The sequence below is a fragment of the uncultured Ligilactobacillus sp. genome, from assembly GCF_948826705.1.
Lineage (GTDB): Bacteria > Bacillota > Bacilli > Lactobacillales > Lactobacillaceae > Ligilactobacillus.
In genome coordinates this window covers 1-23520 of record NZ_CAQLEL010000071.1, presented here as the reverse complement: position 1 = coordinate 23520, position 23520 = coordinate 1, and the positions used below count along the sequence as shown (strand labels likewise).

21 protein-coding genes are annotated in these 23520 nt (G+C 39.7%); 15 read left to right on the top strand and 6 right to left on the bottom strand.

The features are described 5' to 3' along the window. The first annotated feature begins 718 nt into the window (after positions 1-718). From Q9Q35_RS04325 to Q9Q35_RS04315, 3 genes are all read left to right on the top strand, one after another. Positions 719-1432, top strand: coding sequence for a LysM domain-containing protein (locus Q9Q35_RS04325; protein WP_304652291.1), 714 nt, complete (start codon positions 719-721; stop codon positions 1430-1432). A gap of 155 nt (positions 1433-1587) precedes the next feature. Further along, positions 1588-1770, top strand: a complete 183-nt coding sequence (locus Q9Q35_RS04320; RefSeq protein WP_029507289.1) for a hypothetical protein — start codon at positions 1588-1590, stop codon at positions 1768-1770. A gap of 82 nt (positions 1771-1852) precedes the next feature. Further along, the gene (locus Q9Q35_RS04315) at positions 1853-2083 is read left to right on the top strand and encodes a cytochrome b5 domain-containing protein (protein WP_304652290.1); all 231 of its coding nucleotides are present in this window, start codon (positions 1853-1855) and stop codon (positions 2081-2083) included. Between the two features lie 45 nt (positions 2084-2128). On the opposite strand, the gene Q9Q35_RS04310 is transcribed toward Q9Q35_RS04315, so the two are convergent. Next, positions 2129-3364, bottom strand: coding sequence for an aminopeptidase (locus Q9Q35_RS04310; RefSeq protein WP_304652289.1), 1236 nt, complete (start codon positions 3362-3364; stop codon positions 2129-2131). Between the two features lie 128 nt (positions 3365-3492). Here Q9Q35_RS04310 and wecB point away from each other — a divergent pair, with 128 nt between their 5' ends. Beyond that, on the top strand, positions 3493-4638 hold the full coding sequence (gene wecB, locus Q9Q35_RS04305; protein WP_304652288.1) for a non-hydrolyzing UDP-N-acetylglucosamine 2-epimerase: 1146 nt from the start codon (positions 3493-3495) through the stop codon (positions 4636-4638). A 79-nt stretch (positions 4639-4717) separates the two neighbouring features. Here the strand turns inward: wecB and Q9Q35_RS04300 are convergent, their stop codons facing one another. Both Q9Q35_RS04300 and Q9Q35_RS04295 read right to left on the bottom strand, forming a co-directional pair. Continuing rightward, a complete protein-coding gene (locus tag Q9Q35_RS04300) occupies positions 4718-7585 on the bottom strand; it encodes a YfhO family protein (RefSeq protein ID WP_304652287.1) in 2868 nt (955 codons plus the stop codon). Positions 7586-7625: 40 nt separating this feature from the next. Continuing rightward, positions 7626-8078: a flavodoxin gene (locus Q9Q35_RS04295; RefSeq protein ID WP_304652286.1), complete on the bottom strand. Its 453-nt coding sequence runs from the start codon at positions 8076-8078 to the stop codon at positions 7626-7628. Between the two features lie 159 nt (positions 8079-8237). Between Q9Q35_RS04295 and map the strand changes: the two genes are divergently transcribed. The 4 genes from map (at position 8238) to Q9Q35_RS04275 (ending at position 11565) form a co-directional block, all read left to right on the top strand. Beyond that, positions 8238-9029 carry a type I methionyl aminopeptidase gene (map, locus tag Q9Q35_RS04290; protein WP_304652285.1) on the top strand — a complete coding sequence of 264 codons (792 nt, stop codon included), beginning with the start codon at positions 8238-8240 and terminating at the stop codon, positions 9027-9029. A gap of 155 nt (positions 9030-9184) precedes the next feature. Beyond that, positions 9185-10057 (top strand): UTP--glucose-1-phosphate uridylyltransferase GalU, encoded by an 873-nt coding sequence (galU, locus tag Q9Q35_RS04285; protein ID WP_304652284.1) that lies wholly within the window; start codon positions 9185-9187, stop codon positions 10055-10057. 60 nt (positions 10058-10117) lie between these two features. Further along, on the top strand, positions 10118-10636 hold the full coding sequence (locus tag Q9Q35_RS04280; protein WP_304652283.1) for a LysM peptidoglycan-binding domain-containing protein: 519 nt from the start codon (positions 10118-10120) through the stop codon (positions 10634-10636). 11 nt (positions 10637-10647) lie between these two features. Next, positions 10648-11565, top strand: a complete 918-nt coding sequence (locus tag Q9Q35_RS04275) for a YihY/virulence factor BrkB family protein (protein WP_304652282.1) — start codon at positions 10648-10650, stop codon at positions 11563-11565. Between the two features lie 36 nt (positions 11566-11601). Here Q9Q35_RS04275 and recX read toward each other — a convergent pair whose 3' ends face one another. Continuing rightward, positions 11602-12399: a recombination regulator RecX gene (gene recX, locus Q9Q35_RS04270; protein ID WP_304652281.1), complete on the bottom strand. Its 798-nt coding sequence runs from the start codon at positions 12397-12399 to the stop codon at positions 11602-11604. A gap of 107 nt (positions 12400-12506) precedes the next feature. On the opposite strand from recX, the gene rlmD reads away from it, so the two are divergent. The 4 genes from rlmD to Q9Q35_RS04250 all read left to right on the top strand — a co-directional run bounded on the left by rlmD (position 12507) and on the right by Q9Q35_RS04250 (position 16878). Continuing rightward, positions 12507-13877, top strand: coding sequence for a 23S rRNA (uracil(1939)-C(5))-methyltransferase RlmD (rlmD, locus tag Q9Q35_RS04265; protein ID WP_304652292.1), 1371 nt, complete (start codon positions 12507-12509; stop codon positions 13875-13877). A gap of 124 nt (positions 13878-14001) precedes the next feature. After that, the gene (locus Q9Q35_RS04260) at positions 14002-14547 is read left to right on the top strand and encodes a DUF402 domain-containing protein (protein ID WP_004051486.1); all 546 of its coding nucleotides are present in this window, start codon (positions 14002-14004) and stop codon (positions 14545-14547) included. A gap of 96 nt (positions 14548-14643) precedes the next feature. Continuing rightward, positions 14644-15768 (top strand): AI-2E family transporter, encoded by a 1125-nt coding sequence (locus tag Q9Q35_RS04255; protein WP_304652280.1) that lies wholly within the window; start codon positions 14644-14646, stop codon positions 15766-15768. An 81-nt stretch (positions 15769-15849) separates the two neighbouring features. Continuing rightward, positions 15850-16878 (top strand): NAD(P)H-dependent glycerol-3-phosphate dehydrogenase, encoded by a 1029-nt coding sequence (locus Q9Q35_RS04250; RefSeq protein ID WP_304652279.1) that lies wholly within the window; start codon positions 15850-15852, stop codon positions 16876-16878. Between the two features lie 50 nt (positions 16879-16928). On the opposite strand, the gene Q9Q35_RS04245 is transcribed toward Q9Q35_RS04250, so the two are convergent. Continuing rightward, complete coding sequence (locus tag Q9Q35_RS04245; protein ID WP_304652278.1) at positions 16929-17366, bottom strand: GtrA family protein; 438 nt, start codon at positions 17364-17366, stop codon at positions 16929-16931. 243 nt (positions 17367-17609) lie between these two features. Here Q9Q35_RS04245 and Q9Q35_RS04240 point away from each other — a divergent pair, with 243 nt between their 5' ends. The 3 genes from Q9Q35_RS04240 (at position 17610) to Q9Q35_RS04230 (ending at position 22032) form a co-directional block, all read left to right on the top strand. Beyond that, positions 17610-19049 carry an ATP-binding cassette domain-containing protein gene (locus Q9Q35_RS04240; protein WP_304652277.1) on the top strand — a complete coding sequence of 480 codons (1440 nt, stop codon included), beginning with the start codon at positions 17610-17612 and terminating at the stop codon, positions 19047-19049. Positions 19050-19076: 27 nt separating this feature from the next. Further along, positions 19077-20333, top strand: a complete 1257-nt coding sequence (locus Q9Q35_RS04235) for a hemolysin family protein (RefSeq protein WP_304652276.1) — start codon at positions 19077-19079, stop codon at positions 20331-20333. Between the two features lie 121 nt (positions 20334-20454). Continuing rightward, positions 20455-22032, top strand: a complete 1578-nt coding sequence (locus Q9Q35_RS04230; protein WP_304652275.1) for a peptide chain release factor 3 — start codon at positions 20455-20457, stop codon at positions 22030-22032. A 93-nt stretch (positions 22033-22125) separates the two neighbouring features. Here Q9Q35_RS04230 and Q9Q35_RS04225 read toward each other — a convergent pair whose 3' ends face one another. Beyond that, complete coding sequence (locus Q9Q35_RS04225) at positions 22126-23277, bottom strand: MucBP domain-containing protein (protein ID WP_304652274.1); 1152 nt, start codon at positions 23275-23277, stop codon at positions 22126-22128. Positions 23278-23520 lie beyond the last annotated feature (243 nt).

The window sequence follows — 23520 nt, the reverse complement described above, 5'->3', positions numbered from 1 at the left end:
TTTTGGCGGGGATGCTATTTTTAAGGGAAACGATCTACGGTTGATCGTCAGTGCTTTGTGTATTATTTTACTGGTAGTGGGTGGCGTTACTTTCTATCGTAAAAAGCACGATGCTAAAAAAACTAATTGATGTGTAGTAGTAAAAAGCAGGCAGTGGAGCAGACCACTACCTGTTTTTTTTATATTTTGCGCTAAATGACGCATTTTTGTCATAAATATTTGGTAACGAGTGGAAATCAAGGTAAAAGGTAGCCCAAAAATACGAACTTACGTTTGCCAAAGTTGTTACACTATTTCATGAATGTAACAAGAACAGCTAAAAAAGCGGAATTTTCGAAAAAATAATCGTTTTTTGACCACTGAAAAAATTTTTTTCGAATTTTTTCAAAAAAATTTGGTCAAAATTGGTAAGAAAGTGGCTTTTTTTGTCATAAAACTTATAAAAGGTAAGAATGGCGTTATTACGGGCTTTAGTTTAGACCGATAGAATTTTAGTACAAAAGTTTTGTTACTAAATATTACGAAATGTAACAAATATTACATAACTCGCGCTTTAGGTAAAGATTTTGGTACTTTAATGTCACAATCAATCCGTATACTATTCATTGTTAGCTCGCAAGGAGCTAAAAAGCTTTGAGCTTTGGATGTTATCAGAAAAGTAAATAATTGAATTTAAAGACATATAAGTAGAAGAATTTTACAGGAGTGAATATATTTTATGAATTTAAATAAGGTTTTATTATCAGCCGCAACAGTCGTAGGTTTTACTGCTGCTACAGCAGCTGTTGCAAATGCAGATACAGTAACAGTTAATGCAGGTGATACACTTTCACACATCGCATTACGTAATAACACAACAGTTGAAGCTCTTCAACAATTAAACAACTTAGAAAACATCAACTTGATCTTCCCAGGTCAAAAGATCGAAGTTAACGGTCAAGCACAAACAGTTGAACAAGCTCCAGTTGTAGCTACTCAACCAGCACAAACAACACAAACAACACAAGCTGACCAAGCTCAACAAGTGGCTCAAGCCCAAGCTCAAGCGGCAGTTGAAGCACAACAAGCTGCGCAAGCCCAAGCTCAAGCAGCCGCTCAAGCTCAAGCTGCAGCACAACAAGCAGCCCAAGCAGCTGCAGTTCAACAAGCAGCTCAAGGTCAAAGCTACACAGCTACTCCACAACAAACAACAAATACAACAGGTAACGGTGACGAAGCAGCCGTTCGTGAATGGATCGCAGGTAAAGAATCCGGTGGTTCTTACACGGTAACAAACGGTCAATACATCGGTAAATACCAATTATCAGCTTCATACTTGAACGGTGACTACTCAGCAGAAAACCAAGAACGTGTTGCTAACAACTACGTATCTTCACGTTATGGTTCTTGGACAAATGCTAAACAACACTGGTTACAAAACGGTTGGTACTAAGATAAAACAATTATAAATTTTAAAAGACTAGGGTCGCCCTAGTCTTTTTGTGTTATTTTTAAAGTTTCACTAAATGAGCTTAATTTTCATGAAAATCGACAAGGAAAGTATTATAATCTTAAATGATGAAATATTTAGTAACTTGAGGTGAGGATATGCGGCTTTCAACAACGCTAATTATTCTGTTGGTATGTTTGTTTGGATTGTTGATGATCATCAGTGCGGTCAATATGCACGAAAAAGAGTCGATCATAATGAAAGTTATCTTATTTGTCATTGGTGTTTTGGCACTGATGGTCGGAGGATATCTTTTGATTCGCGTAGTCTTATTAGGGTAAGATAAAACAATTTATTTGGTTTATAAGGCGCAATATGGTAGTGTTAGGATAAAAGAGCTAATTATTAATTGGAGGGATCTGTATGGAAAAAGAATTTGATTTAACACAGTTAGCACAATATGATGGGCAAGATGGACGTCCGGCTTATGTTGCGATCGATGGTGTTGTCTATGATGTTACTGCAGTGCCTGCTTGGAAGGGTGGCAAGCACCACGGGAATACAGCTGGTAACGACCTTAGTGCTGTGATCACACATGCACCCCACGAAAAAGCAGTCCTAACCAAATTACCTAAAGTCGGTACGCTAAAATAGTACAAAAAAAGGAAGGTTTTGATCCTTCCTTTTTTTGTACTGAAATCAAGCCCAGTCACCGTTTCTAAAGATCGGAGCTTTTGTACCATCAGCGCGGATGCCGTCAATATTCATGTCGGCTGAGCCCATCATGAAATCAACGTGGATCTGGCTGAGATTTAGTCCAGCGGCTGCTAAAGCTTCATCATCCATCGTAGTTCCATCTTGGATACTGAAAGGATAGGCGCTTCCCAACGCTAAGTGGTTGCTGGCGTTTTCATCAAATAAAGTGTTGAAAAAAACGATCCCTGAACGTGAGATCGGTGAGGGGTCGGGAACAAGCGCTACTTCGCCAAGTGAGCTAGCTCCAGCATCCGTTTTGATCAAATGCTCTAAGATATCTTGTCCTGATCTAGCTTCGATCTTAGTTACATGGCCAGCCTTAAAGGTGAACTTGATGTCTTCTAAGATATTGCCTGCGTAGCTAAGTGGTTTAGTCGAAGTGACATATCCGTCGATTCGGTCTTTATCAGCCGCGGTGAAGACTTCTTCGGTTGGCATATTAGCCATAAATTCGATCCCATCGCCACTAAAGCTACCAGCCCCTTCCCAAATATGGTTTTTAGGTAATCCAATAGTTAAGTCGGTCTTAGGTGAAGTGTAGTGGAGGGCTACAAATTGTTCATCGTTGAGCCATTTTGCCTTATTACGCAAGGTTTGATCGTGTTCTTGCCAAGCTTTGATCGGGTCTTTTTGGTCGATCCGACAAGTTTTAAAGATCTCCTCCCACAGCCGATCGACAGCTTTTGTATCGCTTAGGTCAGGGAAAACTTTTTTAGCCCAAGCTACGTCTGAAGCAGCAACGACAGTCCATGTAAGATCGTTGTTTTGGGTCGCTTTACGTACATTTAAAAGGGCTTTTCCCATAGCAGCCTGGTTTTTAGCGATCCGTTTGGTATCGATCCCACTAAAGGCATCGGGATCTTCGGAGATCACTGAGATTCGTGCGGCATGCTTATCAACGATATAATCTGCTTCAGCACTTACATATGCGGGAATGTTTTCTAGGCGTTCTTCTGAAGCGTGGGCCAAAAATTGGCGGCTAGTGAAGGTATCATTCCATTTAACGATAACTTCATTTGCTCCGGCAGCGTAAGCCTCTTTGACGATCAAATGTGCTAATTGCTGTTGAGTTACTGAGATATATAGGACAACAGTTTGTCCAGGTTGAATGTTGACTCCCGTTTTTATGATCAAGTGAGCATATTGGGCAAGTTTATGTTCGAAATTTGCAATGGTCATAAAATTTCCTCCTTATTTTTTATCTATAATACCATAAGTAGCTTGAATTAAGGTACAATTAAATTTTTGTTTGAGCTTAACTATTGTTATAATAAGATGAAATACAAAACTTTTAGGAAGTGATGTACGTGAAAAAGCTTAAAGTGATGCTGATTTTTGGAACTCGTCCAGAAGCGATCAAGATGGCACCATTGATTTTGGAATTAAAAAAACGTGCGGCTGAATTTGAGACTGTTGTCACTGTGACAGCTCAACACCGTGAAATGCTAGATCAAGTGCTCGAGATTTTTGAGATCACACCTGATCATGATCTTGATGTGATGCAGCCAAATCAGACGATCACAACGATCACAACCAATGTGATGAATCGTTTAGATCAAGTGATCCAAGCAGAAAAACCGGATATTATTTTAGTTCATGGTGATACGACAACGACCTTTGCTGCTAGTTTAGCGGCTTTTTACAATAAAACTGCGATCGGTCATGTTGAAGCAGGTCTACGGACTTGGAACAAGTACTCACCTTATCCCGAAGAGATGAATCGGCAGTTGACCGATGTTTTGAGCGATCTGTATTTTGCACCGACTTTGCAAAGTAAAGAAAACTTATTACAAGAAAATCATCCCGTAGACCAAGTTTATGTGACGGGAAATACGGCGATCGATGCCTTAAAACAAACTGTCGCCCAGGATTATCATCATGATATCTTGGAAAAAGTTGATTTTTCTAAAAAAGTTATTTTAGTAACGATGCATCGTCGGGAAAACCAAGGTGAACCGATGGAACAAGTCTTTAAAGCGATGAAAGATGTTGTGGCTGAGCATCCTGATACCGAGATCATTTATCCCGTCCATCTCAGTCCCACTGTGCAAAAACTAGCCCATACTGCGTTTGATGGTGTTGATCGGGTCCATTTGATCGCACCGTTAGATGTTGTTGATTTTCACAATTTGGCAGCACGGAGTCATTTTATCATGAGTGATTCTGGTGGGGTCCAAGAAGAAGCTCCGTCATTGGGCAAGCCTGTTTTAGTCTTGCGCGATACGACCGAACGTCCAGAGGGGATCGCGGCCGGAACGCTCAAATTAGTCGGAACTAAATACGAAAATGTCAAGCAGGAAATGACGGCATTGCTAGAAGATGAAACACAGTATCAACAAATGGCCCAAGCTAAAAATCCATATGGTGATGGGCAAGCTAGTCGACGGATCTTAGATGCGATCGCCTACCACTTTGGGCAGGTGACTGATCGGCCACAGGATTTTAGTCGATAAAAAGGCTATGATATACGCCTTTTTGGGCTTTTAAAATAAGGGATCTATCACGATGTAATGATCATGATAGGTCCCTTATTTAGTGTATTCGTTTATTTTTCAAAAATGTAAAAAGCCCTAAGCTAGCATATAATAAAAGCCCTAATACTGATAGTAGAGCCCCGAACTTAAGACCAGGTAAGTGGTAAGTAAAGTTTACCTGGTGTTTTCCCTTAGTTAAGGTCGTACCGATAAAAGCTTGGTTAGTCTTGATGACGGTGCTTTTTTTACCATCGACCGTAACTTCCCAGCCTTTAGAGTAAGGGATCGAAGATGTCAAGATCCCTTTTTTGTTGGTGGTGATATTACCGCTAACACCATTTTTGGTCAATTTGACATCTTGTAAAGCTTGTTTTTGGAGTTGTTGAACTTGCTTATCATAGCTAGTTCCCAGCTTTTCAACGTAGATCTTTAATTTGAAACTATATGTCCCAAGTTTAGATGGTGTTAAAGTCAAACTCGGGGGTAATTCTTTGAAATAACCACTGTTCAAAGTACCTTGAGTAACAGTCTTATAAAATGACAAAGCGTTTTGTTTAGGCTGGAAGAGTTTTTCTTGCCCAAGATCTGAAGTTACACTAAGTGAAAAACTGTTGTCCGGTGAACCTTGTAGGATGTGGTAACGGAAATATTTGTAGGAACTTAGAAGTTCATTTTTAGCTAAGATCCCTTGAGTCAGATCATTTGTTTGCTTGCGTTTTTCTAAAGCTAATTGTTTACTAAAACTAAAAGGCGTGTATTTTATCTGAGAAAAGTCAAAATGTAATTCGCCTGCACCGTATTTTTCAGGTTCTTCTAACACGATCTGATAGGTCTCATCGCTATCTTGTTTCACAAGATCTTTGGTCGAGGTCACTGTTCCTCGGCTTGAGATCAAGCGATAAGGGATCTCAACGACTTCAGAAGTGACGCTTGCTGTAGGATAATTTTTAGCTAGTTTATCATCAACAACGACACCTAAAGCTAAGGCCCGTTCACGTTGCGTAGGATTTGATCGATCAGCAATCGAAGTAGCTATTACTTTAGACTGCAGATATAACAATGGAAAGGCATTTTTTGTCTGGTAAAGCAAAGTTTGTTGATCCTTTTTACTATTTCCATTTGGATCAGTGATCTTTTGAGTCGTCTTGGCCAGCTCATAACCATAAGGAACTTTATTGGCGTTAGGCTGATTGAGCAAAGCGAAGAGATAGCGTACACCTAAGAAATTGTTCAATACCGTTCGATCAGAAACTTGCCCCAAAGGAATGTTAGCTTCATACTGTGAGTTTTGCATCACATTTGAAAAATCACCTAAGGATTTAGTCTGAAGCGAGTAGTATGAATTGATCGAATAGAGTTTAGAGCCTAAAACATTGTAGAGATGGTAATCTGAACCCAATTCATAATTCTTGCTCAAAGTCGAGATCCGATAAAAATCAGTTTGAGGATCGGGCAACTCTTTATCTAAACCGAAGAAACGCTTATTTTTTAAGGTCTTGTATGCTCCAGCGGGTAACATTTCTGTCGCATAGCCACCGTTGTAAGGCGCTTCAAAGTAGATAGCATTAAAGCAGACATTAGCGATCAAGGACCATAATAATAGGTGAGCTGGTAATTTTGAGCGGATCTTGGGCATGTTTGAAGCGATCAAAATACTCCAAAAGATAAATAAAAAGATGATCGGGATAAAGAGTTTTTCATCATTTTGGAATAGATAAGTCACGCCAATATATGCTACATAGATCAGTAGGCTATACGTGAAGCTTTTCAAGTTTTTTTGTGTGAGTTTGTGGCTATTTTTTATCAAGCAACAAACTGCTAGAGCCATCGGTAAGCAAGTTAGCAGAGTCCACCGATTCGAAGGCGCAAGCATCCCATTGAAAACTGCGCCAAAAAATGGAAAGAGCAACATGATAAAGCTTAGCAAAAAGCTCCCAAATAATAGGGGATATTTTTTGCGTTCACATACTATATAAATGAGCGCAAAAAAAGCTAAGCTAGCAAAACCTAGTGCGCTCCAAAAGTAAAAATCACGGTTAGCCCCATTGATCAACTGACTCGGTAGTGCTAAGTAGTAATATGGTGGATAAAGTGTCAATCCATTAGCAAATGCGCCCCCTGAACGAGTCGAATTTTTAACGGCTAAGATCTCAGGAACAAGCATGATGCTGGCACACAGCAAACTAGTCAGTGTCGCTAGACCTAAATTGAAGATGACCCGAAAAATATCTTTAGGCTGATAGAGCTGACGGTAGTGTGTCCAAAAGCGTAATATCAAGTAGATCATGGCTCCGATCCCTAAGATATAGGCAAAGTAAAAGCTACTGATCAGCATCCAAGTAAAAACTAGGATCAAAGGTAAGTAAGAACGTTTTTGTAAAACTGTCTCTAAAGCCACGATTATCAACGGAAAGAGGATAAACGGGGTCGTAAAGAAGGGCTGAGCGACATTTGAATAGAGCAAAAAGGCATTAAAGAGATAGACCAATGCTCCGGCAACGATCGTCAAACGTCCAAAGTCAAAATGCTTGGCTAGATAACAAAAGGCCAGTCCCGCACAATATAAGCGTAAGATGATCGTCAATTGAAAAGCTAAAGCCAGTTGACTTTTAGGGAAAAGTAAAGCGATATAGGTAAAAATGTCACCAATATTATAGTAGGAATAGACCTGAAAAGTATCACTTCCCAGGCCAAAATTCCATGCCCACTGAGTTATTCCTTGACTGGGATCCTTGAAAAAGTTTAAGACAAGTTCCCGATATTGTTCTAATAAAGGCAGATGTTGATTAGCACCATCTAAATGCCAGATCAAAGCGTGTCCAGTTATCAAATAAGTTCCATAGACAAAAAATGAAACCAGTAAGAAGGCCAAAGTATAGGTCAAGTACAGATGTTTTAACTGTTTTTTCTCAAAGGAAAAATTCAAAGCAGTCACCTCAGATCAGTTTTTTGTCATGGATCTAACTTTAAGCATTGACAGCTTGAGCTAAAGCTGCGGCAAAATCATCCAAGCGTTTGATATCTTCATCACTATCAGGTGCTAAATTGATCTTAACGTTTTGTGCGCCCTGTTTAGCTCCAGCATTTTCTAAAGCTTGCCCAAATTTATCGACTGCTAAGCCAAAATATTCGCCGTAGAAAGTATCGCCAGAGCCAGCCACACCGTAAATTTTACCAGTTAGATCGACATCAGCTAGTTCCTCATAAAAATCGATCCCTTCATCAGGAAGTGAACCTTCATCGTAAGTATATGGGCAGACCACACAGAGATCGACCTCTTCAAAATCAGCTGGATCGGCTTGTGAGATCTCTTCGACTTCTACATCCATTCCTTTTTCTTCAAGTGCTTGTGCGATAATATCTGCAATATCTTCATTGTTGCCAGTGATCGTGGCAAAGACAACTTTAGCTGTAGCCATAAAATTATCCTTCTTTCATATTTAGTGTTTAGTTACAAGGACTATTATACCAAAATTGATGACAAATATTTTCCCAGAAAGGATAAGATATTTAAAAACTCAAATGATAAAGGTATAATGAAAGGGTCAAAGAATTTTATGAAGGGAATTTAGATATATATGATCACATTAAAGTCACCACGCGAGATCGAAGCAATGGCAAAATCTGGTGCGATCCTTGCTGGGATGCATGTAGGCCTGCGCGACATCATCAAACCAGGGATCTCGAGTTGGGATATTGAAGAATTTGCTAGAAAATATTTTAAAGAACACGATGCAGTTGCTGCTCAGATCGGATTTGAAGGATACGAATATGCAACTTGTGTCAGTGTCAATGATGAGATCTGTCATGGTTTCCCACGTAAGAATTTGATCTTAAAAGAAGGCGATCTAGTCAAAGTCGATACAGTAGTAGACTATCATGGAGCTTTTAGTGATTCTTGCTGGAGTTATGTAGTGGGCAAAGCAACCCCAGAAGTTGAACGTTTGATGGAAGTGACAAAAAAGGCGATGTATCTTGGGATCGACCAAGCAAAAGTTGGTAACCGGATCGGCGACATCGGGGCTGCGATCCAAAAGTACGTTGAAAAAGAAAATGGTTATGGCGATGTCCGTGAATTTATCGGCCATGGGATCGGACCAACGATGCATGAAAGTCCTAATGTACCACATTATGGTGAAGCCGGTAAGGGCGTTAGATTGCGTGAAGGAATGACGATCACGATCGAACCAATGGTCAATATTGGTGACTGGCGTGCTGATATGAGCGATCCAGATGGTTGGGTCGCACGTACTGCTGATGGTAGTTTGTCTTGCCAATATGAACATACGATCGTGATCACTAAAGATGGTCCTAAGATCTTGACTTCACAGGATCCAGATATTGATGCAAAATATCTATACCGTCCATAGTGAGATGTAAAAAATAGTAGAATTAAGATGCAATTTTTCGCACTGTGGTTATAGCTTGTAAATCTGAGTAACACTGGTATAATTAAATTTGGATGTTCAAGCGTTACCATTGTGATTATAGTGGGACGTAGAAAATTTTAAAGAGGTATTATTAAATGAAAGTAAGAAAAGCAGTTATTCCTGCCGCTGGTTTAGGAACACGATTTTTGCCTGCAACTAAGGCTTTGGCTAAAGAAATGCTGCCAATCATCGATAAACCAACGATCCAATATATCATTGAAGAAGCTAAAAAATCTGGGATCGAAGATATTTTGGTCGTAACAGGTAAGGGTAAACGGCCGATCGAAGATCACTTCGATTCAGTTCCTGAATTGGAACAAAACTTAAAAGAAAAGGGTAAGACTGAGTTGTTACGTCTGGTCGAACAAACGACTGATATCAACTTGTACTTTATCCGCCAATCACATCCACGTGGTTTGGGTGATGCAGTTTTAATGGCAAAAGACTTTGTGGGCAATGAACCATTTGTGGTCATGCTTGGTGATGACATCATGGAAGATAAAGTACCATTGACAAAACAATTGATGAATCGCTATGATGAAACACATGCGTCAACTTTAGCTGTAATGAAAGTGCCACACGAAGAAGTCAATAAGTATGGTGTCATTGATCCAACTTCTGAGACAAAACCTGGCTTGTACGATGTTAAAAAATTCGTTGAAAAACCAGATGTTGATAAAGCACCATCTGATTTGGCGATCATTGGGCGTTACCTATTGACTCCAGAGGTCTTTACGATGCTTGAAACTCAAGAACCAGGCGCTGGTAACGAGATCCAATTGACAGATGCGATCGATCGCTTGAACAAGATCCAACGTGTATTTGCACATGAGTTCAAGGGTCAACGGTACGATGTTGGTTACAAGTTTGGCTATCTTAAGACTTCGATCCAATTTGGTTTGCGCCACCCAGAAGTACAAGCTGAATTGAAAGAATATATCAAAGAATTAGGCAAGACACTTAAATAGTTGAAAAAAGCTGGGAATGATCCCAGCTTTTTTAATTTCAGCTAAGGGGAGGAATTTTAGATGACACGTAAACATCATCACGACAAACATAGCCGGCGTGGTCTGGCATTAGCATTGAAAATGGGGGCAACTGTACTAGTTGTATTATTAGTATGTATTATTGCATGGAAAAATGAGACGATCCATAGCAGATTAGTTAGTGCTTTTGGCGATAATGAAAGCTTGCAAAAAGCAGAATATGATAAGCAACGAGCACTGGCTGCTAAAAAATATGGTTCTTCGACAAAAGAAGAGAAAAAAGCATCATCTAAGCCTGATAAAGTATCTGTTAAAGTCGGCTCAAGCCAAAGTTCAACTGTGAAAGCTAGTGAAAGTGAACGTTTGAGTTCTAATTATGGTACGTATACAGTCCAGTCAGGTGACTATCTCTCAACGATCGCAACTAAGTACAATACAACGGTCCAAGAACTAATGGAGTTAAATGATCTTGAAAGTTCACGGGTAGCTGCGGGAGAAACGCTTAAAGTTCCAATGCAAGATCAACAACAAACGTCAACGCGTAGTGCTGCAACAGAGTAAATGAGGATGTAATGGAATTTAAGACAGTCAAACAAGAGATAGATGCTTTCTACAAAATTGCGAGTAAAAATTTTAAACGCGCTAATATCAGTAATACTGCGATCGTGATCGCATATTACACCTTAGTTGCGATATTTCCGATGGTCATTTTTATCGGAAATATTTTGCCATTATTGCATATCAAAGCTGGTGAGATCTTGCCCTATTTAGAAATGGCAGTTCCAAAAGCTGTTTATACCACCCTTGAACCTTTATTAGAAACGTTTTTGAGCAATGGTTCTTCAGGTGGGGTCGCATCAGTCAGTGGGGTCATCTCCGTTTGGGCAGCTAGTCGGGGAATAAATGCCTTAAAGAAAGCTTTTAATGAAGCCTTTGGAGTCGGAAATGATCAGGGGATCTTTACCCAACGGATCTTATCATTTTTGATCACGATCTTCATCGGTGCTTTATTGGTGATCGCATTTATCGTATATAGTTTTGGACAACTAGTTTTAGAATACTTCATACCGATCTTTGGGTTACCACTAGATTGGTTGACGACTTTTACCCAATTAAAATGGCCAACGACGCTTTTAGGGATCTTTTTGATCATGTGCTTATTGTACTTGTTAGTCCCAAATGCAAAGGTCCATTTACGCTATCTTTGGGTCGGCGCTTTATTTTCGACGCTAGGATGGATGCTTTTGACCCAAGGTTTTAGTATCTATGTACGTTATTTTGCTCGGTCGGTCTTGAGTTATGGAACGATCGGGACATTTATCGTATTGCTATTTTGGATGAACTATAGCGCTTTAGTGATTATGGTCGGAGCAGTTATCAATGCTACTTTAGAAGAGCGCAAATACGGTACGATCCGTTCTAAACGAACCTTAGATCACTTTAATGATAGTTCAGTCAAACGTTTCTTTAATTGGGGTAGATCTAAATAAATTAAATGCCAGCTGCTAAAACGGCTGGCATTTAATTTATTCTGCGGTAATTTCAGCTAGGTAACGTTCGATCTCACTCAAGGAAAAGCCTTTACGATAAAGTGCTTGTTTTAATTTAAATGAACGTTTTGGTTCAGGATAACGTTGGTAACGTCGGAAAAGTTTAGCCCCTTGTGCACGTAGAGCTTCAAGTTGAAGCGAATCATCTTTTTTGAGTGCTAATTCTTCGAGGACCAAACTGATCGTCTCACTGCTAAAGCCTTTAGTTACAAGATGTTGGTAGAGTTTATTTTTCAAAGCTTGAAAGGCTATTTTTTTATTTTTGGCGACAAATTTTTCGGCCAACTTAAGTGCAGTCTGAACTTGATGTTCAAAGCTAAATTCGGTGAGGGCCTCATTGATAAATTCTTCAGCTACGCCTTTTTGTTTGAGCTTTTGAGCGATCACAAAAGGTCCTTTATCAGTCGTATTAGCAGCTGTGCGGACATAACTTTTAGCATAAGCCAAATCATCTAAGAGATTCAATTCGACTAACTTAGAAACGATCTTGTTTTGATCATTTTTGGAAATAGCAAGTTTAGTTAAGTAGGTCTTTATCTCTTTTTTAGTACGTAATTGATAGCTGAGATGATCTAAAGCTTTATTGTAGGCCTTAGAGAGCAGGTCGGCTTGTTGTAAGCGTTCGATCATTTCTTCATCAAGTTCGAGACCCTTAGCGAGACGATATTTGATCAAAACGTCTTCGCTGACCGGAAAAGCGTATTTACCGTCTAAATAGATATTGAAACGCCCGGCTTTCTTTTGAGTTGCGATCGCAGTGATTTTTTTAGCCATCAATTTTCCTCTTTTCTAATGATGTTACTACTATCTTAGCTTAATGTGTTATAATTTCAAAGATAAAAAATGGAAGGAATTTTAGTGTGAAACGAGTAAAGCCCAAAATGGCCTCTGGGGTCAGATTGAAAAAAGACCAAAAAATTGTTGTGACGATCAAGCGTTTAGGCATAAATGGTGAAGGGATCGGATATTATAAGCGAAAGATCGTCTTTATTCCTAAAGCTTTACCAGGAGAAGTCGTTTTAGCGAGTGTAACAGAAGCTAAAGAAAAATATGCCAAGGCGCGTTTGTTAAAGATCAAGCAAAAAAGTCCAGATCGCGTTCAGCCAGTGGATAAATATGATGTTGGTGGGATCGAACTTGAACATTTAGCTTATCCAGCTCAATTGGAATTTAAAAAAGATGTGATCGCACAGGCCTTAGCTAAGTATCGCCCAGCTGGTTATAAAGAATATGAGCTACGCCCGACTTTGGGGATGGCTGATCCGTATCATTACCGCAATAAAGCTCAATTTCAGGTGCGTAAAAATAAAGCAGGGCAAGTTATTGCTGGCTTATATAAAGAAAATAGTCATATTTTAGTTGATCTACCGACTTTTGCAACACAGCGTGAATTGACGATGAAAGTAATAAATACTGTTCGAAAGTTGCTAGAAAAATGGCAAGTTTCGATCTACGATGAACGTAAAAATCAAGGCGCAGTTAAAACTTTAGTCGTCCGAGAATCCTTTGCAACAGGAGAAGTTCAGCTTGTTTTCATAACACGAACGGCGCAATTACCTCGAAAAAATGAATTGTTGACTGATATCAAGCAGTTATTACCTGAAGTAGTGTCAGTGATGCAAAACATCAATCCGCAAAAGACATCTTTGATCTGGGGCGAAGAAACGCAATTATTGATGGGAAAAGAAAGTATCACTGAGAGATTAGGCGATGTGAGTTTTGAATTGTCAGCGCGCGCCTTTTTCCAAATGAATCCACTACAAACTAAGGTCTTATATGATGAGGTCAAAAAAGCTTTAGAACTATCACCAAATGAGACTTTAGTCGATGCTTATTGTGGAGTAGGTACGATCGGATTATATGTAGGCAAGGATGCAAAAGAGATCCGAGGAATGGATATCGTGGCTGAAGCCGTGGCTGATGCAAAACTAAATGCTAAAAAAGCTGGTCGCAAAGCGATCTATACGACGGGCAAAGCGGAAACTGTCATTCCAAAATGGATCAAAGAAGGGTTTAGCTTCGATGCATTAGTCGTTGATCCACCACGAACGGGCTTAGATGAGGCTTTGATCAAGGCGATCTTAAAATATTGTCCTGCTAAGTTTGTCTATGTTTCATGTAATCCTTCGACTTTGGCCCGTGATCTAGTTGCGTTGACTAAAGTATATCGTGTTGAATATATTCGCTCAGTCGATATGTTTCCGCAAACAGCGCGGGCTGAAGCAGTCGTTAAATTAGTTAAACGCGTCTAGCAAAAATAGTGCTCAAAGAATTATGGTCCCAGTTATATTGTCATAGGCATTTTCTGCAATCTTTGGTATAATTAAAATGATATTGGTGTAACTACACCCTTGTTTATAGAAAGCAGGAAGTTATATGCGTCATTCAAATGGGCCAAAGGAAGGCGAGTTTATTACGATCAAGAGTTATAAACACGATGGCAGCCTACATCGGACATGGCGCGATACGATGGTACTCAAGACAAGTGAAAATGCTTTGATCGGATGTAATGATCACACTTTAGTTACAGAAGCTGATGGAAGGCGTTGGGTCACCCGTGAACCAGCTCTGGTTTATTTCCATAAGCACTACTGGTTTAACATTGTGGCGATGATTCGTGATAACGGGGTTTCCTACTATTGTAATCTAGCCTCACCAATGGTTTTAGATAAGGAAGCTCTCAAATATATAGATTATGATCTGGATGTAAAAGTATTTCCTAATGGCGAAAAACGGTTACTCGATGTAGATGAGTATGCTGAGCACAGTGCTAAATGGAAATATCCGGCTAAAACAGATTTGATATTAAAGCACAATGTTAAGACTCTAGTCGATTGGATCGAACACGGCAAGGGACCGTTCTCAAAAGAATATGTCGAGATTTGGTATAATCGCTATTTAGAATTGTCGCGCCGGCAGTAATTGCCTGTTTATAACCATTTGGGGCTGTGATCGAAGTCGCAGTCCCTTTTTTATATCCAAAGGTGGAGAGACCAAAAGAAACGGAAAGGAAAAGTTATGTTTAATAAAAAAAGACGTTATCGTTTGATGTATTGGTCACTTGAGTTGTTGTTGGTCGCATTGTTGATCTTTGTTTGTACCCAGATAGGTTTCATTTTCCAACCGATCGGGATATTCATTTCAACGATCTTTGCACCAGTATTGATCGCAGGGTTCTTATTTTATGCGCTGAATCCTTTGGTCAATTTGCTTACTAAAGTCCAGTATAAAAGGTTTAAGATAGGGCGCACTTGGGCAGTGACGATCGTCTTTCTCTTGTTCTTTGCCTTGATCGGCTTGGCAGTTGCTTATTTAGTCCCTAAATTAACGACACAGGTCGAACAATTAGTCGCACGGACACCTAAGTATTTAAGTGAGCTTCAAGCATACTTAACTGAACTAGCGCGTAATTCTAAACGCCCAGATTGGGCCGATAATATTGACCTGACTGAATATATCAATAATATCAAGGGTTCAGTGAGTGGTATCTTGAAGAACTTTATGGGTTCATTGACCTCAAGTTTGGGTTCGATGATCGGTGCGGTAACAAGCATCACAATGACGATCGTAACGGTTCCTTTCGTGCTCTTTTACATGTTGAAAGACGGACCGAAACTTTTGCCAAATATCAAACGCATGTTGCCAGCCAAACAAGCTGATGTTATCGGTGATCTATTGGTAAAAATGAGTGATACGATCGCCAAATATATTTCAGGTCAAGTGATCGAGTGTTTGTTTGTCGGAACATTTTCAGCGATCGGCTATGGCCTAGTCGGGATCCCATATGCGCTTTTGATCGGAATGTTTGCGGGGATCACGAACATCATTCCGTATCTTGGACCTTATATCGGACTGGTGCCAGCGATCTTTGTCGCACTTTCAATGTCATTTAAAGAAGTTATCTTAGTGATCATTGTCTGTGTGGTCGTCCAACAGATCGATGGTAACCTAGTTTATCCAAACGTGATCGGTAAATCATTGGATATCCATCCATTGACGATCATCATGATCTTATTAGCGGCTGGAAACATTGCAGGATTGTTAGGTATGATCTTGGCGATCCCACTTTATGCGGTCTCAAAGGTCGTTGTGACTTATGTTTACGACATTATCAAACTCCAAAATAGCGATACGGATGCTTAAGTATCTAAGTTGCCAGTGACCACGATTTGTGGTATTTTGAAATTGTATTGAAAATATCTTATAAATAGGGATGTATATTTTATGACAAAAAAAATAGCAGTATTAGGTGCCGGTTCGTGGGGTAGTACACTTGCGAGCGTTTTAATTGAAAATGGACATGATGTCACACTTTACACAAACGTTGTCGAACAGGCGGCAGAGCTTAATGAAAAGCATACAAATGAACAATATATGCCTGGCTTTAAGTATTCAGAAAAACTACGGGCAACGACAGATTTGGAAGAAGCTTTAACTGATACCGATGCAATTTTATTTGTTGTACCAACTAAAGTAACACGTTTGGTGGCTAAACAAGTCAAAGAAGTTTTAGCTAAGTTAAAACAGCGTCCAATGGTGATCCATGCCAGCAAGGGGCTAGAGATCGGGACTCATAAACGGATCTCTGAGATCATCCATGAAGAATTGACTGATCAGTATTGCTCAAGCATTGTCGTCTTGTCTGGTCCTAGTCATGCCGAAGAAGTTGCACGGCATGATATCACATTGATCACGGCTGCTAGTGAAGAAGAAAAAGCAGCTAAGCAAGTCCAAGACATGTTTACGAATAACTACTTACGGATCTATACCAATAACGATGTAGTCGGAGTCGAAACAGGGGCTGCCTTTAAGAACGTCATTGCGATCGGAGCTGGTATCTTACATGGTTTAGGCTATGGTGATGATGCTAAAGCAGCTTTGATGACACGTGGTCTAGCTGAAGTTGCACGTTTAGGAATGGCTTATGGAGCTAGTCCGTTAACATTTATGGGCCTTTCTGGTGTTGGGGATTTGATCGTAACATGTACATCAGTGCACTCTAGAAATTGGCGTTGCGGTGATCAACTTGGTCAAGGTAAGCCACTTGATGAAGTTATTGAAGATATGGGCATGGTCATTGAAGGGATCAATACCGCTAAAGCAGCCTACGATCTTTCACGTGAAGAACACATTGAAATGCCGATCACAGAAGCTATTTACAATGTTTTGTACAATAAAGCTGATATCAAAGAAGAGATCAGTAGTTTGATGACCCGCGATAGTAAATCTGAAGTTATCGGAAAACGAAAATAAACCTAAAAGATCCGCCCGATGTTAGGGCGGATCTTTTAGTATAGCTTAGTTTATTCTTCATTGGTTTCTTTGGGTAAGATCTTGGCGGTCGTTTTGAATATGAACCATTTACTAAAGAAATAATTTAAAATACCACAGATGAGTTGGTCGAGTATTTTTGCAAGATCCTTATAGAGGGCTAAGAGTTGCACACCGGTAAACATCAGTCCAAGATCCAAGATAAACGAGAAGAGCCGAACATTACAAAATGAAACAAATTCTTGGAGAGTCTGTTTAAAGGTCGTATTTTTAGAAGCAAAGACCCAATGTTTATTGGTCACGAAAGTAAAAATGATCGCAACGATATAGGCAAAGCAGTTAGCTATCAAGTAGTTAAAACCAAGCTCTTTTTCCAGGATATGAAATAAGAAAACGTTGATAGCACTAGCTAAGGTCCCAAAGAAAGTATAAGAAAAGAAGTTTTGATATTTACGATAGAGTTTTTTCAAGTTGGTAAAGCTGCTATACAGGATCTGGTCAAATATAGCTTTTCCTTTCCTAATTTTGTTTACTACCGTCTACAATTAGTCTAAGGTCAGAGTTGCGTAAAATAGCAACTAACCTTAATATTATAGTAGAAACACATGTTTTAGTGCAAATTTTGTATTCGATCAGCTTTCTAGTTGACGCTAGGAAAGCAATTTTGTACTATTGAAACTAGCTTAATTTGATAAGGTAATTGGTGAGAGAGTATGGCAAAAATAGAAATCAAATATATTACTAAGAGCGTGCCGTTGCTCTTAGATAAAAAAGAAAAACACGATATAAAAAATTTTTGGGAATTACGTGGGATCGATCTAGCTGTAAATGACGGTGAAGCAGTCGGTGTGATCGGTGATAACGGCTCGGGCAAAGCAGCTTTGATGAGGATCTTAGGTCAAAAAGATAAGCAAACAACAGGGTTTATCACGACTAAGGCCAAAAGATCTTATGCTTCTTGTACGAGTTTAGATCCAGAAAAGACTGGACTTGAAAATATTCGCCAAGCGATCGCGCAGACTGATATTGATGAATTTAAGGGGAATCATTATACTAATGGGATCATCAATTTTTCTGAGATCGGTGAATTATTGTATCGTCCAGTTAAAGAGTATTCAACAGGGATGTATGCGCGGTTAGCTTTGAGTATCGTGTTGTTCATTGATCCAGAATTAGTTATTTTAGATGAAGTTTTATCACCTGTTGATCGGAACTTTTACTTTAAAGCCGTTCAAAAGATCCAACAATTAAAGGATACAGGGGTTACATTCATCGTTTCTGAAGTGCGTCCAGTTATCATCGAGACGCTCTGTGAACGTACGGCTCTGTTACAATTTGGTGTCTTACAAGATTTTGGTGCAACAACAGAAGTGATCAGACAGTATGAATATGCTTGTGAATGGATCGTTAATTTGACTTTACCTGAAAAAAATGACTATTTAGCAGAAAAGCAGGCTGAACAGGTCAATTTTGATATCAATAAGGTTTATGAAGTATTCAAGAGTGAACAATTTAAGCATGGTTATACACGTAAAGATGAACCACGGATGCGTAAAGAATTTTTCGTTGAACGTGGTAATGATCCAGTGCAACGAAAAAAGGATACACAGACAAATAAACCAACTAAACGTGTCGATCCTAAAGTGATCCTTGCTCTATCAGTGCTAGTAGTGCTCGTCTTTGGGGGCGGTTTTTGGTACCAAAAGACCCAAGCTTCTAATGCAACGAAAGCTAAGGAAAATTCAGCAAGTATCGCTAAGGTAAGCTCACAAAAAAAGGCTTCTTCTTTAAGCCAAAGTAAAACTAAAGCATTAAGTGCTAAAGAAGCCAGTCAAAAAGCAGCCAGTGAGAGTGCTCAAAAAGCAGCAGCAGAAAGTCAACGTAAACAAGAAGAAGCAAGTAAACAAGCCGTAGCTAGTTCTGAAAGTGCAGCTAAGGCAAGTAGTGAGAGCGCAGCAAAAGCAAGTAGCGAAAGTGCTGCTAGTTTATCTTCGGCTCAAGCTGATGCACAAACGATCAATGTGGCTGATGGTGACACCCTTGAGTCATTAGCTTCAAAATACGCAACTACAGTCGAAAAAATTCAAGAGTTGAATAATTTAGGTTCAAGTGTTGATCTAACAGCGGGTGAAACACTTTATGTACCGAAATAAAATTAATTAAGAAAAGGTGATTTATGTATGGGATCAGATCCTGGACAGCCCCTGTTATGGGGGATGATCGCATTGATCGCGGTCATTTTATTTAGCTTAAATGTAATTGGGGAGCAGGCATTACGTCAGAGTACGGATGCACAAAAAGAAAGCCTAAATTATCGGGCTAACAGTTGGATCTCAGCCTATTTTAGCAAGATCGCATTTGGTTTCTTAGCTATGGCTAGTATAACGCAGGTCGTCAGTGGTACTTGGAGGATCGTGGCTTTGATCGGCTTAGTTTTGGTCTTGATCGGATCAGAATTTGGCTTGGCTAGTAAAGTGACAGTCGAAAATAGTAGTTTGTTGTGCCAAAAGTTAGGGTGGTTGCTCAAACTTGAAAATGTGATCTTATGGCCACTTACTAAGATAGTTACGTTAGTTCAGCAAAAAGGTCAGATCGATGGGCCAACAGAGATGTCTTTTGAAACGATCGTGGAAAACATTCAACGGCAACGCGAAGAAAGTGAATTGGATACTACTGATTTTGAGATGATAAATGGTGTCTTATCTTTGCACGACAAGACAGCTCGTGAAGTTATGGTACCACGGATCGACGCATTTATGATCGATATCACAAATGATAATGATCGTAATATCGATAGTATTTTAGAAATGGACTATTCGCGGATCCCAGTCTATCATGAAGATAAAGATAATATCGTCGGGATCGTGCATATCAAAAACATTTTGAAGCGTGCGCGCCGTTATGGCTTTGAACGTCTGACGATCCGACAGGTGATGCACCCAGCGTTCTTTGTACCTGAAACGATGCCAGTCGACGAGTTGCTCTTGCAGATGCAAAAAACACAAAACCAAATGGCTATCCTACTAGACGAATACGGTGGGGTCGTAGGTTTGACGACTTTGGAAGATATTTTAGAAGAGATCGTCGGTGAGATCGAAGATGAATCTGATGAACCAGATAAATTGATCGAGCAAGTAGCTGAAAATGAATTTATCGTTCAAGGGAAAATGACTTTGACAGAATTCAATGATGAATTTGGGACTAAGCTTGAAATGGATGATATCGATACCGTTGCTGGTTATATCATTGCTAAAACAGGTAAGATCCCGGATGACGATGAAGTATTGACCGTTACAAAAGATGATGGTTTAGTATTGAAAACAGTTGAGATCGTTGATGATGCCCGGATCACTAAAGTTTTAGCAGTGATCCCACCTGAACTTTCAGGCTGGCGTAAATTTAGAGCGTTGAATCCAAAAGAAGATCAAAAAAATTGATCATATAGAAAAGGTCGGTTTTAACTAAGTGTTGAAACCGACCTTTTTTTAAAGTAAGATAATATGTGACATTTAGAGAAGTTAGCCAAAAGCTGATGTAGAATTTAATTGTGAGGTAAATATGAAAACAGATGAACTAAAACAAGCCGTTGAAAAAAGGCGGACATTTGCGATCATTTCTCACCCTGACGCGGGTAAGACAACGATCACAGAACAATTACTTTTGTTTGGGGGCGTCGTTCGCCAAGCTGGGACAGTTAAAGCTAAAAAGAGCGGTAATTTTGCTAAATCTGACTGGATGGAGATCGAAAAGAAACGTGGGATCTCAGTTACGAGTTCGGTCATGCAATTTGACTATGCAGGTAAACGCGTTAATATCCTTGATACCCCTGGACACGAAGATTTTTCCGAAGATACGTATCGAACATTGATGGCGGTCGACTCAGCGGTGATGGTGATCGACTCGGCTAAAGGGATCGAGCCACAAACTAAAAAACTTTTCCAAATTTGTAAAATGCGTGGGATCCCGATCTTTACATTTATCAATAAATTAGACCGTGATGGCCGTGAGCCTTTGGAATTGACAGCTGAACTTGAAGAAGTTTTGGGGATCGATGCCTATGCGATGAATTGGCCGATCGGGATGGGAAAAGGTCTCAAGGGGATCTATGATATCTATAACGATCGGATCGAACTTTATCGCTCGGAAGCTGATGGTCAAAAATTTCTCGAACTCGATGAAAATGGTGAGATCAAGGGTGACGATCCGTTAAAAGAAGATAGTATCTATCAACAAGTTTTAGAAGAAGTTGAATTGGTCAAGGATGCAGGCAATGAATTTGACGAAGAAAAGATCGCAAATGGTCAATTGACGCCAGTCTTCTTTGGTTCTGCTTTGACGAATTTTGGGGTCAAAACATTTTTAGATGCATATCTACAGTTTGCACCAGCCCCAGCTGCTCATAAGACGCAAGATGGTGGTGAGATAAAACCAGCTGATCCAACTTTCTCGGGCTTTATTTTTAAGATCCAAGCTAATATGAACCCTAATCACCGTGACCGGATCGCTTTCGTACGGATCTGTTCGGGTGAATTTGACCGTGGAATGGATGTCTTCTTGAACCGAACGGGTAAAAAGATCCGCCTTTCTAATTCGACTCAATTTATGGCTGATACACGTGAAACAGTTGAAACTGCTGTTGCTGGAGATATCATTGGGTTATATGACACGGGGAATTTCCAGATCGGGGATACGATCTACACGGGTAAAAAAGCTGTCAAATTTGAAAAATTACCACAATTTACACCAGAATTATTCGCACGTGTTACAGCCAAAAACGTGATGAAGCAAAAGTCATTCCATAAAGGGATCCAACAATTGGTGCAGGAAGGTGCTGTTCAGCTCTATCAAAGTTATAGTACTGGTGACTATATTTTAGGTGCAGTTGGTCAATTGCAGTTTGAGGTTTTTCAATTTAGAATGGCAAATGAATACAATTCTGAAGTTGTTATGACACCAATGGGCAATAAGATCGCACGTTGGATCGACCCAGAACAATTAGATGAAAAGATGTCTAGTTCAAGAAACTTACTCGTTAAAGATCGTCAAGGTGCTCCGCTATTTCTTTTTGAAAATGAATTTTCAGAAAGATGGTTCAAAGATAAGTATCCTGATGTAAAATTAACGGCAAAACTATGATCTATAAGCGCTAGTCAAATAACAAAAGCTCAGAACTGACAGTTGAGAGATTATGTCTCAATTGTCAGTCTGGGCTTTTTGGCATATATGATTTTACGGGTCCAAGTTTAGATATTCACGGATCGTCCAACCAAGACCATTGACTTCAAACCAAAGCATCCCATCAACTCTGATCCGTCCTGTCAAAGTTACGATCTGTCCATTTTTGATCAATCCGACTTTTTGCCCGAATGGTTTATCGTATAAGACAAGTTCACCATCTGGGATAAAGTCGATCATCGCATTATGGCGGAGATCTATCGAGCGTGGTAGATCAATATCAAGGGTATCACGGTCACTGATCACAGCTGGCTTTTTATCCAACATTGTCATCAATTCGGCATCATATTTGATCCAAATACTACCGCCTAAGCAATACCAACGTTGATCGTTATCAGTGATGATCGTTTCAAAAGTTTGCCAAATAGTATCTTTGGCTAAGATCACATCGGTAACTTGCCCTTCAGGAGCATCTAAGCAAGGTAGGGACTGTTTGAATTTTAGATAGTGTGGGGTATAGTCAACATCTTTCCAATTGTCCCGGCGATAAAAATAGGTCACAGCCTGTTGATCATAAGTAAAGATCCCATGTGTCAAACCACGAGCTCGTAAGAGAGTGTAGTTGCGGATCGCAGGTGATGAAAGGGAATACTCATCACCGATTTTTCCTTTAACAAAAGTTGGTTTTTGTAAGAAACGGCGATCATCGATATCTTGGCAAAAGATCCAAATATTACCAGCATCTTTTTTACGGTAGGTAAAAGTGATCGCAGCGTAAGGTAAGACAAAATCACTCGTAAAACCATCGACACGGATCAAATTATAGCCTTCAAAATCTTTGAATCTGAATTTGATCGGTTCGTGGCGCTTGCCCGAGATGATCTGGGGTGAAGCTAAGAATTTTTTGTCTTCATCTTGAAAGAGCAAGATAACAGTTGAATCCTGCGTAGTGGCTTTTTTCTTGATCGCATTTTTAGTCGTGACTGCTTTTTTTTGTTCTAATACGATCTCTGCTTCTTTTTTTAGTGGTGGCGCCGGGGCGATAGGTTGCTGAGCTGGCGCAGTTTTTTCGATCTTTATCTCTGGTCGTTTTTCGAGCAATGCTTCTTTGACTGGAGCTATTTCGATTTTAGAACGCTTAGCAAAGCGCGAACGGTGTTTTTCATTATTTGGATGTTTTGTCTTTTTTTGTCTTTTCGGTGCCAACTTGAACTCGCCTCCCTCGTATCGGTATCACGTCAATTATAACGTATCTCTAAAATGATTGCACAAAATTATTACTAGGTAACCTAAAATTTTTTTAGTACTATAATAAAAAACCCCGTAAGGTAGGCACTGGGGTCCGTCAAGTATACAGTTTAAATAGAAAAATAGTTTATGCGGTTTGAACGCGGAATTTTTCTGCGGTCAAGCCGTTTTTTGATGCATATGCACGTTGCGTGTTGAAAT

Excerpts from the sequence above, each read along its gene's own strand:
- Q9Q35_RS04250 (WP_304652279.1), top strand. The coding sequence starts at position 15,850 with ATGACAAAAAAAATAGCAGTATTAGGTGCCGGTTCGTGGGGTAGTACA.
- Q9Q35_RS04255 (WP_304652280.1), top strand. The coding sequence starts at position 14,644 with ATGTTTAATAAAAAAAGACGTTATCGTTTGATGTATTGGTCACTTGAG.
- Q9Q35_RS04320 (WP_029507289.1), top strand. The coding sequence starts at position 1,588 with ATGCGGCTTTCAACAACGCTAATTATTCTGTTGGTATGTTTGTTTGGA.
- Q9Q35_RS04260 (WP_004051486.1), top strand. The coding sequence starts at position 14,002 with ATGCGTCATTCAAATGGGCCAAAGGAAGGCGAGTTTATTACGATCAAG.
- Q9Q35_RS04325 (WP_304652291.1), top strand. The coding sequence starts at position 719 with ATGAATTTAAATAAGGTTTTATTATCAGCCGCAACAGTCGTAGGTTTT.
- rlmD (WP_304652292.1), top strand. The coding sequence starts at position 12,507 with ATGGCCTCTGGGGTCAGATTGAAAAAAGACCAAAAAATTGTTGTGACG.
- Q9Q35_RS04230 (WP_304652275.1), top strand. The coding sequence starts at position 20,455 with ATGAAAACAGATGAACTAAAACAAGCCGTTGAAAAAAGGCGGACATTT.
- Q9Q35_RS04235 (WP_304652276.1), top strand. The coding sequence starts at position 19,077 with ATGGGATCAGATCCTGGACAGCCCCTGTTATGGGGGATGATCGCATTG.
- map (WP_304652285.1), top strand. The coding sequence starts at position 8,238 with ATGATCACATTAAAGTCACCACGCGAGATCGAAGCAATGGCAAAATCT.
- Q9Q35_RS04295 (WP_304652286.1), bottom strand. The coding sequence starts at position 8,078 with ATGGCTACAGCTAAAGTTGTCTTTGCCACGATCACTGGCAACAATGAA.
- Q9Q35_RS04310 (WP_304652289.1), bottom strand. The coding sequence starts at position 3,364 with ATGACCATTGCAAATTTCGAACATAAACTTGCCCAATATGCTCACTTG.
- Q9Q35_RS04240 (WP_304652277.1), top strand. The coding sequence starts at position 17,610 with ATGGCAAAAATAGAAATCAAATATATTACTAAGAGCGTGCCGTTGCTC.
- Q9Q35_RS04280 (WP_304652283.1), top strand. The coding sequence starts at position 10,118 with ATGACACGTAAACATCATCACGACAAACATAGCCGGCGTGGTCTGGCA.
- Q9Q35_RS04275 (WP_304652282.1), top strand. The coding sequence starts at position 10,648 with ATGGAATTTAAGACAGTCAAACAAGAGATAGATGCTTTCTACAAAATT.
- Q9Q35_RS04315 (WP_304652290.1), top strand. The coding sequence starts at position 1,853 with ATGGAAAAAGAATTTGATTTAACACAGTTAGCACAATATGATGGGCAA.
- galU (WP_304652284.1), top strand. The coding sequence starts at position 9,185 with ATGAAAGTAAGAAAAGCAGTTATTCCTGCCGCTGGTTTAGGAACACGA.
- recX (WP_304652281.1), bottom strand. The coding sequence starts at position 12,399 with ATGGCTAAAAAAATCACTGCGATCGCAACTCAAAAGAAAGCCGGGCGT.